8 protein-coding genes are annotated in these 11,408 nt (G+C 41.0%); 7 read left to right on the top strand and 1 reads right to left on the bottom strand.

Annotated features, from left to right (window positions below; genetic code table 11):
• The 3 genes from ACWIX0_RS06520 to ACWIX0_RS06510 form a co-directional block, all read left to right on the top strand.
• On the top strand, window positions 1-3,008 hold a 3,008-nt coding region (locus ACWIX0_RS06520; protein ID WP_454172962.1), incomplete at its 5' end, for a hypothetical protein.
• Between the two features lie 3 nt (window positions 3,009-3,011).
• Window positions 3,012-3,263 (top strand): hypothetical protein, encoded by a 252-nt coding sequence (locus tag ACWIX0_RS06515; protein WP_454172960.1) that lies wholly within the window; start codon window positions 3,012-3,014, stop codon window positions 3,261-3,263.
• Between the two features lie 289 nt (window positions 3,264-3,552).
• Window positions 3,553-3,852, top strand: a complete 300-nt coding sequence (locus tag ACWIX0_RS06510) for a hypothetical protein (protein ID WP_454172958.1) — start codon at window positions 3,553-3,555, stop codon at window positions 3,850-3,852.
• A gap of 266 nt (window positions 3,853-4,118) precedes the next feature.
• Here the strand turns inward: ACWIX0_RS06510 and ligA are convergent, their stop codons facing one another.
• Window positions 4,119-6,149: an NAD-dependent DNA ligase LigA gene (gene ligA, locus ACWIX0_RS06505; RefSeq protein WP_454172956.1), complete on the bottom strand. Its 2,031-nt coding sequence runs from the start codon at window positions 6,147-6,149 to the stop codon at window positions 4,119-4,121.
• Between the two features lie 129 nt (window positions 6,150-6,278).
• On the opposite strand from ligA, the gene ACWIX0_RS06500 reads away from it, so the two are divergent.
• The 4 genes from ACWIX0_RS06500 to ppa all read left to right on the top strand — a co-directional run bounded on the left by ACWIX0_RS06500 (window position 6,279) and on the right by ppa (window position 10,983).
• Window positions 6,279-7,844, top strand: coding sequence for a chemotaxis protein CheW (locus ACWIX0_RS06500; protein ID WP_454172954.1), 1,566 nt, complete (start codon window positions 6,279-6,281; stop codon window positions 7,842-7,844).
• Window positions 7,845-7,933: 89 nt separating this feature from the next.
• Complete coding sequence (gene aspS, locus ACWIX0_RS06495) at window positions 7,934-9,712, top strand: aspartate--tRNA ligase (RefSeq protein ID WP_454172952.1); 1,779 nt, start codon at window positions 7,934-7,936, stop codon at window positions 9,710-9,712.
• Window positions 9,713-9,791: 79 nt separating this feature from the next.
• A complete protein-coding gene (locus ACWIX0_RS06490; RefSeq protein ID WP_454172950.1) occupies window positions 9,792-10,376 on the top strand; it encodes an adenylate kinase in 585 nt (194 codons plus the stop codon).
• Between the two features lie 85 nt (window positions 10,377-10,461).
• Window positions 10,462-10,983, top strand: coding sequence for an inorganic diphosphatase (ppa, locus tag ACWIX0_RS06485; RefSeq protein WP_454172948.1), 522 nt, complete (start codon window positions 10,462-10,464; stop codon window positions 10,981-10,983).
• Window positions 10,984-11,408: the final 425 nt, after the last annotated feature.

The following is an 11,408-nucleotide window of genomic DNA, read 5'->3' as shown; positions in this document are numbered from 1 at the left end:
GTTTTAGCAAGGCAGATATTGTAAAAGCAAAATCTAGCGTTGCAAGCCTTGCAAAAGCAAAATCTAATAATGCAATTTTTGCTAGCGCAAAATCTACCTACCCCCAAACCCCCTCCGCAAGGGAGGGGGCTTTAATAGCCAACGCTACCACCAATATTTGTCATACTGAGGCTTTAGCCGAAGTATCTCAAAATGCAACAAAACTTTGTCATACTGAGCGTAGCGAAGTATCTCTAAAAAACATAAATTGCCACGAATTTGCAACTTTTAACAAAGTCGCAAATTCTCGAAATGACGGCAATGCAAATTCTAGCAATGAGAGGATTTCTACCTCCCTTGCGGATTCGCAAACCTCTTATCCCCACTCATTTGCGGAGTTGCAAACTTCTTGTCCCCCCTCCCTTGCGGAGGGGGCTAGGGGGTGGGTATCTTTAGATTCCACTTCCAAGATTTCTTTGCACAATTTAAAAGCAGATTCTAGCAAGGCAGATATTGCAAAAGAAAAATCTAATAATGCAATTTTTGCTAGCGCAAAATCTACCCACCCCCAAACCCCCTCCGCAAGGGAGGGGGCTTCTTTTTGGGCTTCTTCCGCAAGGGATGGGGTTTTTAAAGCAAATGTAATCCCCAAAAATGCAAAAACAACACCTAAAAAACGCCTAGCCTTATCTCTAGCCACTAGCGCGGTTATAGCTAGTCTTAGCATAGAGACTGCTGCGGCGTGGTGTCAGTGGAAGGGCAATAGAGTAACTGATTACAATACTTTGCAATGTATCGGCACTGATAATGGAGGAAGTCTTAGTTCAAACACTTGGAGAACCAATTGGGGAAATACTTTTAATAGTATCTACACCGTGGAGCTAGGCAATGAAAATACCGCCCTTAGAATCAATGGTGGTACAAGTCTAACACTAGAATCAAATCTACGCAATGTGCGACTAGGCAGACTAACTGCTGGTAATATTACGCTAGGAGGGACTATTAGTGGGAAAACACTAGCTACCATAGGCACTGCAAATGTAACCTCTCTCACTTTGCAAGATAAATGGGATAGTGTTTCTTTGGGCAATGGCTCAACTATCGGTAGCCTTACACTACCTACTACTACTACTACTCTTACGATAAATGGTGGTGCACTCATAGGCAACAAACTCTCTGGCACTGTAGGCACACTAAGCATAGGCGATAGAAACACGCCAAATAGTGGGCTTGTTACGGATTTTAGTGGGGTTACTATCAACAATAATCTACTCATATATAGTGCCTCTATCGTGCTAGATGGATCTGCTGATACTTGGAAATCTAGCACCACACAAGGAGCGCATATCTATGTAAAAGATGGCGATGGTGCAAAAACAAAATACAATGACACAACGAAAAAAGGTATCGGTGTTGCAAACAATGCCATCTATGTCTCTGCTGGGGATAATATCGTAGTAAATGAAGTCTATAAATATGAGGATATTATTCGTAATAATGGCACAAGTGTGAATATAGGGCTAAGTAGCCTACAAGTGAGGGCAGCTCCAGGACAAGCTATCAAAGAAAGCGCAGATAAAAGTGGCTTTAGCATAGTCGCGGATGTGGCATCTAGCTATGGTGCGTCTGTGTATCGTGCTTTGGTGCTATCAAGCTTACGCAGAAACACGATGGCGCAAAACATACTAGATACGATGACGACAAAGACTTTCCATAGCGACAGATATTACAATCAAGAAGTAGAGCTAAGATTGCTTCAATATGATTTATCTCGCCTTACCAATCGTAGCTCTAAGTTTAGCAAGCAAACGCGCAAAAACACCAAAAAAGTCGATAAAGTGCGCGAAAAAATGGCAAGGCTAACTTTGGAGCAATCTAAAGGGCAGATTTTGGACAAAGGCTATAATAACTATGAGCTAATCGACCAACTAGATGCCATTTTTATCCCTTATACGGGTAGGCGTGATTGGCGATTTTTTGCATTGCCCTATGCGACATATAGCTATGTAGATTTTGGTAATTCTACTGCTATGGAATACGCAGGCGGTGCATTATTTGGCGTGCAAAGAAATTTGCGTGCAAATGGAATCTTTGGTGGCTATGTGGGGTATGAGTTTGTAAATACTGATACTGCGCTTATGGGCACAGATACACGCGCACAGACAAATAGCGTGCAAGCAGGGCTAAATTATTTCAAAACATTCTCTGTGCCTGCAAAAGTGTGGGAAGGATTTATCAAAGCAAATATTCGAGGTGGAGTAGATTTGCCTACCCTAAACATCATCGCAGGTGGTGGTAACTCATATCTAAAATCTAATGACAAAGCCTCTAGCCTACCGCTAATGTATAGCGTGGGCGCAGAAGTCAAAGGTGGGGTTACATTTTATCAATACAAGCGAAATAGCTATCTAAGCCCTGAAGTATCTTTGAGCTATGATATGCTATCTGCTCTAGCTAGCAAAATCGACAAACCAGAAGCCACAGTCGGTGGTGCAAACTATCGCCCTTTGGGTGCAAGTGAATTTTACAACACATTTTATTGGCATTTGCCCCAAATAGGTGCAGCACTTCGCTACTACAAAATGTGGGGAAATACTTTCCGCACAAACTTAAAAGCGGGTATAAAATATAATGTGCTAAATAAACAAAAAGCATATCTTAGTATTGGTGCTCTAAAAGATAGTAGCGATATTACTTTGCCTGCGGTGTATGGGAATGTGGCATTTGATATGATATGGATGATAAAGAAAAACCACGAACTATCATTTGGTGTAGATGCAATGCTATATGCTAGCACATTTAGCAAGGCAAATGAGAGGGCATTAAATGAATGGTTTAATGGTGTATCTGGGACTGCAAATTTTAAATACGCTTATTGGTTTGGAGGAAGCGACTATGTAACGGACAAAGACGGCAACGCCGTAGCTAGAAACATAGTCGAGGGAGGCAAAAAGTCTAAGAAGTCCAAAAAGTCAAAGAAAAAGAAAGAAAAGAAGTCTAAGAAAAAGGTTTATTACATTGATGGGTAAATCTTGGACTTTTGGAGGGATTTTGTTCCCCCTCCCTTGCGGAGGGGGCTAGGGGGGGTTGTCATACTGAGGTTTCGCAAGAAACCGAAGTATCTCTATTTTTGTCATATTGAGCGTTTGGCAAAATATCTCTATTTTATTGCGTATTTTGAGATACTTCGCTCACTTCGTTCGCTCAGTATGACAATCATTGCCGTCATTGCGAGCCGCGCTTTCACGGCGTTGCAATCCAAATCCCCCCTCTCTTGCAGATGATTTTGCCTTTGATTTCCCCCTCCCTTGCGGAGGGGAATTAAGGGAGTGGGTAAATCTTGGACTTAGATTTATTTGGGTTTAGGTTTAGACTTAGGTTTATTTGAGTTTAGGCTTGGGCTTTTGGAGGGGAAAAATCTTGGGCGTAGGCTTATTTGGTTTTAGATTTATGCAGGGGGTTTTATCCCCCTCTCCCATTGCAGATAATTTTGCCTTTGATTTCCCCCTCCCTTAGCACGAGGGGGTTAGGGGGTGGGTTCTTTATCATTGCGAGCGGATTTGAAAAATCCGCATGGCAATCTATAAGCAAAAAAACATTGTCATACTGAGGTTGCAACACAACCGAAGTATTTCGTCATTGCGGGCCGTGCTTGCACGGCGTGGCAATCTATACCATAATACACACAAAATAGATTGCCACGATTCTAGTCTTTTTGACAAAAGCCTAGAATCTCACAATGATAAGAAAACCCACCCCCAAACCCCCTCCGCAAGGGAGGGGGTTTTAAGAGGTGTTGCCACTCTTTCAAATGAGGGGGCTTTTTTGGATTTCCACGCGGATTTTGACAAGTTAAAATCCGCGTGGAAATGACTAAGTTTTTGTCATATTTTGCAGAGTGCGTAGCACGAAGTGAAATATCTCGATTTGTGTTTTGAGATTTTTTAGATACTTCGGCTTTTAGCCCCAGTATGACAAATCAGCATAACAAAGAAAATGCGAAACGGCAATATGACAAAATTATATATTGCCACGCGAGTTTTTTTGCCTGCTTGAAATAAAAGCCTTTTATATCCTCACAAAAACTAACGATACAAAAACACCATATTTTAAGCTGCCTTAAATCTTAAGCCATAAAATCACTTAAGCATTTCTCTTAGCGTTGCTTCATCTATGATTTTTATGCCTAATTCGCGCGCTTTGTCTGCTTTGCTTCCCGCATTTTCGCCACATAGGACAAAATCCGTTTTTGCGCTCACGCTCCCGCTTACCCGCGCTCCTAGCGATTCTAGCTCATCTTTTATCTCATCTCTACTGCGCGATAGCGTGCCTGTGATGACAAAGGTTTTGCCACTAAAAATTTCCCCTCTAAAATCCCCCCTAGTATTCAAATCAAAACCTTCATCATCGCTAGATTTTACGCTAGAATCTAGCGATTTTTTAGGAGGGATTTTAGGCTTTATGATTGCTAAAATCTTAGCGATAATATCAGCATTTATCCTGCCAAATTCTAAAATCGATTCTGCCATTTCCTCGCCAAAGCCATTGATTGACAAAATCTCTTCTTTAGATTTTGTAAAAAAATCCGCTCCAAACGCATTTGAAAGCTGTTTGCTAGCCCACTCGCCAATATTTGGCACACCTAGTGCGTTTATCACGCGCCATAGCTCAACCCCTTTGCTTTGCTCTATCGCTTCTAGCAAATTATTGATTTTTTTGTCTTTAAATCCATCCAAATCCTCCAAATCCTCGCGTTTTAATGCGTAAATATCCAAAATCGAAGTGATTTTGCCCGCGTCATAAAGCAAGTAGATGATTTTTTCGCCTAAGCCATCGATATTTAGTGCTTTTTTGCTCGCAAAATGCACGATAGATTCTTTGATACGCGCTTTGCAAGAGAGGTTTGCACAGCGGATAAAAATATCCTCTTTGACTAGCTCGCTCTCACAAATCGGGCAATGCGTGGGGGGCGTTATGGGCGTTTGTGTGCCATCTCGTCTTGTTGGGATTGATTTGATGATTTTGGGGATTACATCGCCACTGCGGATTAAAATCACAAAGTCATTTATTTGAATGTCTTTTTTGGCGATTTCTGCGTAGTTATGCAAGGTGGCACGAGAGATTTTTGCGCCTTCGATTTCTACAGGCTCTAGCTCTGCTACGGGCGTGATTATCCCTGTGCGACCGACTTGATGCGTGATGGATAGGATTTTAGTGATTTTTTCTAGCGCAGGAAATTTATACGCGCACGCAAAGCGCGGGGATTTTGTCGTCCAGCCTAGCTCTTTTTGGGATTCAAAGCTATCTAGCATTATTACCATTCCATCTAAAAGCATCTCAAAACTATCTCGTTTGGATTTTAGAAACTCATAATGCGCTTGGATTTCTTGCGCGTTTTTTGCTACTTTTAAATCCCCCAAAAACTGCGCAAACCCAAAATCTTGGATTTTGCGCAATGCACCAAAAAAGCTAGAATCTAGTGCGTTTTGTGAATGCGCGCTATTGCCTATGCCCCACGGGATAAATAATAACTTACGCCTTGCGCTAATGGTGCTATCTAGCTGTCGCAGTGAGCCTGCAGCGGCATTTCTAGGATTTGCAAAGAGGGCTTCGCCATTTTGCAATCGCTCGTTATTTATGCGCTCAAAATCTTCTTTTTTGATTACCACTTCGCCACGAATCTCTATCAAATCTTTATGTAAAATCTGCAAAGGTATGGAGTGAATCGTCTTTGCATTGTGCAAGACTTCCTCGCCTACTAGCCCATCTCCACGCGTTGCAGCACTGATTAGATTTCCATTTTCATAGCGCAGATTTAGCGAAGCCCCGTCAAATTTGGGCGAGCATACAAAAGAGGCATTTGGATAGATTTTTAGGATTTTATCTATCCATTGAGCCATTTCCTCATAGCTAAATACATCATCTAAACTCCACATTCTACTTAAATGCGTGGCTTTGTTAAATGATTCTAGCACTTCGCCTCCTACGCGCTGTGTGGGGGAGTGTGGCAAGATAGAATCCTTATGCAAATCCTCATAAGATTTTACTTGATGATATAGTTTGTCATACTCCTCATCGCTAGCGATAGGATCATCTAAGACATAATAAGCGTGGGCATACTTGCGTAGTTTTTCAACAGCTTGTTTGTATAACTCAAAAGAAGTAAGCATTTTTTGCCTTTTATAAGAGTTTGTAAAGAAAAAATGAAGTAAAATTGTATAATTTTTTGCATAAGTTTTAGCATACAAACTACCCAAAACAACTTACGCTACATAAAAACCACTTCAAAAGGAGTTCGCTTGATACAAGATATAGACCAAAAAACAAGCCTGCATCTAAACAACGAAGCGCAATTTTTATGCTTTACCCTTGATGATAGCAATCCTTTGGCACTTTTCCCAAGCAATCAAGATGGCACAAATCCTCAAAATCTAGCAAGCCCAAATGCACAAAATCTAGCGCAAAATCTAGCAAATATAGCAGGCAAGACAAACGCTACAACTGCGCAAAATGGGCAAAATCTAGTAGCACAAACAAATCAAAATGAGCACGCAAACCACACACATATTCAAAACACTATGGATACAAATAATCCAAACACAACGACAATCTGCCCGCATTGTGGCGGGGCTGTATGTCCGCATTGTGGTAATGTGGTGGATTCTGCAGAAAATAGCGATATGTCCCAAAATCCACATTTGCAAAATATTGCGCAAAATCTTGCTACACAAGAGGGCGAAAAAAATCTAGCCCAAAATCCGCAAGACTCGATATATTCAGGTGCTTCTAAATCTACAAATGCCACAAGCACCACGCACAATAAAGCGCAAAATTCACTTATCACAAATCTAAGTGCCCATAATCCACAAAATGCCCCACACACGCAAAATCTAGCCTCCACCCAAAATCACACTCAAAGTGAAATAAGCGAGAAAAAAAGCCACGCCCATCCATTGCTAGAAAACCTAGAATCAAGTGTGTTTAGCCCCACTTCTGGCGAAAAAATGGGCGAGCAACTTTATGCGATAAATGTATTTAAAGTGCGTGAAATTATTTATTATGACGGGGAAATCACAGAAACTGCGGGCGAAAAAGATGGGCTTGTGCTTGGATTTTTGACAGTTCGGGGGGAATCTATGCCGCTTATTGATATGCGCAGGTGGCTTTATTTTAGTAGCAATGACCCGCATAGAGATTTGCGTCCTTTTTCGATAAATTCTCAAAAAAGCCTTGTGGTGATTTGTCATTTTTCTAGCCAAAATATCGGGCTTAAGATTTTGGGAGTAAAGCGAATCATTAACAAAAATTGGGGCGAAATCACTGCAGGCGGGGAGTTTGGGTTTGATGGGGAAAGCAAGGTAGTGGCTACGACAAAATATGATGATGGCTCGGTGATTCAAATTTTAGATGTTGAGCGAATGGTAGCAGATGCGTTCCCTGATATGACGGACTCAAATAGGCTTGAAATTAGCAACCTACAAGCCATTCATAGCAACAAACTTATCCTTGTCGCAGAGGATTCAAAATCCGCTAGCAAGGCTTTGGGATTGATTTTGGAGCATTTGCATTTGCATTATATGAGCTTTGCAAATGGCGAGGGGTTGCTTGATTATTTGTATTCTGAAGGTGTGGCAAGTCAAGTGGGGGCTGTGATTACGGATTTGGAAATGCCAAAAATATCGGGCTTTGAAGTGCTAAAAAGAATCAAAAACAACCCAGAATCTAGAGGGATTCCTGTGATTGTAAATTCATCGATGAGTAGCGATTCTAATGTCGAAATGGCACAAAAACTAGGCGCAGATGCCTTTATCTCAAAATCAAATCCCGCAGAAGTCGAAGAACATTTACGCAGATTTTTAATCTAAAATCTTTGTGTAAAAAAGCCGTTGATTTTAAGGTTTTGGATACATATAAACAAGGCTTTTTCAAACTAAAATAACTTAAAAGGAAATCTATGCAAAGAACGCATTTATGCGCACAAGTAAAAGAGAATCTAATCGGGCAAGAAGTGGAAGTATGTGGTTGGTGCAATTCTTATAGAGACCACGGAGGAGTGGTTTTTATTGATTTGCGTGATAGTAGCGGGCTAGTCCAGCTTGTATGTGATTCTACCTCTACGCCTAAGGCTTATGAGATAGCACAAAGCGTGCGAGATGAGTTTGTCCTGCTAGCAAAAGGCAAGGTGCGAGCGCGAGGCGAGGGGCTAGAAAATCCAAAACTAGAAACGGGCAAGATTGAGATTTTAATCGACACGCTAATCATTGAAAACAAAGCAAAAACTCCGCCAATCCTTGTAAATGATGAAAACATAAGCGATGAGCTAAAGCTAAAATATCGCTACTTAGATTTGCGTAGCCCAAAGGCTTTTAGCGTATTTAAAACTCGTAGCAATATCACAATGAGTGCTAGAAATAGCCTGCAAAAAATGGGATTTTTAGAAGTGGAAACACCGATTTTGACAAAGCAAACGCCAGAGGGGGCTAGGGATTATCTAGTCCCTAGCAGGATTCACGATGGGGAGTTTTATGCCTTGCCACAAAGCCCACAGCTTTTTAAACAGCTGCTTATGATAAGCGGGTTTGATAGATATTTCCAAATCGCAAAATGCTTTAGAGATGAAGATTTGCGCTCAGATAGACAGCCAGAATTTACCCAAATCGATGTGGAAATGAGCTTTTGTGATGAAAATGATGTGATGGGCGTGTGCGAAAATCTACTAGCAGATATTTTTGGCGCGCTAAATCTACCAATAAAGACGCCATTTGTGAGAATCCCATATAAAGAGGCGATGGAAAAATACGGCAGTGATAAGCCAGATTTGCGTTTTGATTTGCCACTTGTGGAAGTGGGGGATTTGTTTGTGGATTCTAGTAATGAGATTTTTGCCTCTATCGCCAAAGATTCGCAAAAAAATCGCTTCAAAGCCCTGTGCGTGAAGGGCGGGGATAATTTCTATTCGCGCAAAATGCTAAGCGAGGCAGAAGAATTTGTGCGAAAATTTGGCGCAAAAGGGCTAGCATATATCCAAATCAAAGACGAGCCAAAAGGACCGCTAGTAAAATTTATCAGTCAAGAGAATTTAGATAAGTTATTAGAGCGCGTGGGGGCAACGCAGGGGGATATTATCTTTTTTGGTGCGGGGGATAAAAAAAGCATTTGGGATTATATGGGGCGGCTTCGCGTGAAAATCGCCCAAGATATGCAGCTAATCAACAAAGGAGAATATAACTTTGCGTGGGTGGTTGATTTTCCAATGTTTGAGCGAGATGAGGAGGGCGTAGTATCTGCCTTGCACCACCCTTTCACTATGCCTAAAAATCTTGCAGAATATAGCGCGGATTCTAGCGACATAGAAGAGATAGAATCTATCGCTTATGATGTCGTGCTAAATGGCGTAGAGCTAGGCGGAGGAAGCCTAAGAATCCACAAAATGCAAACCCAACAAGCTGTATTTGATTTGCTAGGCATTAGCAAGCAAGAGGCACAAGAAAAGTTTGGATTCTTGCTTGATGCTTTGCAATATGGCGCACCACCGCACGGGGGATTTGCTATCGGGCTAGATAGGCTTGTTATGCTTGTTACAGATTCTGCGAGTATCCGCGATGTCATCGCATTTCCCAAAACCCAAAAAGCCACCTGCCCGCTTACTTCCGCACCAAGCGCAGTGAGTGAGGAACTATTGCGTGAGTTGCACATTCGCTTACGCAATCCGCAAAAAAATTCGCTACAATAATGCGTTTTTACAAAAAAGCGCAGTGAAAAGCAGTGTTTATAAAATATTTTACACCTAAACCAAACATAAGGAGAAGCAAATGAAAAAGCTTTTTTTAATCATCGGTGCGCCAGGTAGTGGAAAAACCACAGACGCAGAGCTAATCGCTAAGAAAAATCCAAAATCAATCGTGCATTATTCCACAGGGGATTTGCTACGCGAGGAAGTAAAGCGCGGTAGCGAGCAGGGCAAAATCATAGGCGAAATCATCGCAAAAGGAAATCTAGTGCCTTTAGAAATAGTCGTAAGCACGATAATATCAGCTATGCAAAAAGCCCCAAAAGACATAATCATAATCGATGGCTACCCGCGCAGTGTCGAACAGATGCAAGCGTTGCACGAAAAACTAGAATCCCAAAATCTAGTAAAACTTGCAAGTGTCATCGAAGTCTCTGTAAGCGAAGCAGTGGCAAGGAAGCGCGTGCTAGGCAGGGCTAGGGGAGCTGATGATAATATCGAAGTGTTTAACAACCGAATGAGAGTGTTTTTGGACCCGCTAAAAAGCATCGAAAATTTTTATGGAGCAAGGAAACTGCTACATAAAATCGATGGGGAGCGCACCATAGAAGAAATCGTAGCCGAGATGAATGACTTTGTCATACAAACAGCGAAAAATCTAAAATAGATTTTGTTGTGATTTTAAATCATCACTCTTTATGCAAAATCTACCTCACAAAATCTAAAAATCAAAATCCAAAAAAGGAGCAAAAATGGACATCTCAAAAATACAAGTAGGACAAATACCAAGTAGCATAAACGCCATAATCGAAATCCCCTATGGCTCAAATATCAAATACGAAGTGGATAAAGAAAGTGGTGTGGTAATGGTAGATAGGGTGCTTTATGGGGCGATGTTTTATCCAGCTAATTATGGCTTCGTGCCAAATACTTTGGCAGATGATGGCGACCCTGCGGACATTCTCGTGCTTAATGAATATCCACTACAAGCGGGTAGTGCGATAAAATGTCGTCTTATCGGTATGCTAGTGATGGAAGATGAAAGCGGAATGGACGAAAAACTCCTAGCCGTGCCTGTAAGCAAAATCGACCCTAGATATGACAATATCAAAAGCCTGCAAGATTTGCCACAAATCACGCTAGATAGAATCAAAAACTTTTTTGAAACTTATAAAACATTAGAGCCAAACAAATGGGTAAAAGTCAAAGACTACCGCGACATAAATGAAGCTGAAAAAATCCTAAAAAAAGCAGTGGAAAATTATCAAAAATAGGCTAGATTTTTTATGCGCTATTGTTTTTATGCACATTTGTTTGCAGACTAGAATCTAAAAACGCTAGTGGCGTGATTTGCTACGCTTTTTACCACACTTGAAGTTTTTTTGAATGTTTTTTTAAGGTTTTTTACAAAAAGTGCGAAGTGATAAAAACTACCAAACTTTGCATTACTTGCGTTATTCTCGCAATGATTGCTTAGGTTTTTTAGATTTTTGTTAGATTTTGTTAGATTTTGTGATGCGTGATATTTTATGTAAATTTAAGACATATCAAACGCCTTTTTGTTGCGATATTTTACTAACCTTTACACTGCTTCAAATGCCCTAAATATCGATATGTGAAAGACCTATTCACATACCATACATATAATTTAACAAATGCACACCACGCCCTTAGCCTTTTTGCAAATTTTATTTTGTAT

This window comes from Helicobacter sp. T3_23-1059, assembly GCF_053654515.1.
Note: the sequence above shows the minus strand (reverse complement) of the source record. Positions and strands in the feature narration are given on the sequence as shown.